The organism is Leifsonia sp. HAY1-4F (genome assembly GCF_056755275.1).
On record NZ_JBNDHX010000775.1, the window covers coordinates 1 to 228 of the forward strand.

A 228-nucleotide genomic window follows, 5' to 3' on the forward strand; every position below is an offset into this window, starting at 1 on the left:
GGGGGGGGGGGCTTCCGGGCCAGGCTCACCAGCTGCCGCGCGTTCGCCTCCGAGCCCTGGATGATGTCGGCGCTCTGCGCGTAGGAGTAGTCGAACGCCTGCCGGAGCATGTAGGCGGCCCGCTCGGTCGGCGGCAGTTTCTCCAGCAGCCGGAGCACGGCGGAGCTGAGCGCCTCCGCCCGCTCCGCACCCAGCAGGGGGTCGGCAGTCGTGTCCACCGGCTCCGGC

Annotated in this window: 1 protein-coding gene; it reads right to left on the reverse strand. The window is 74.1% G+C overall.

Going from position 1 to position 228, the window contains the following annotated elements:
* Positions 1-218: sigma factor-like helix-turn-helix DNA-binding protein (locus tag ACPYOG_RS21315; protein WP_481296018.1), on the reverse strand; the 218-nt coding region annotated here is incomplete at its 3' end.
* Between the last annotated feature and the right edge of the window lie 10 nt (positions 219-228).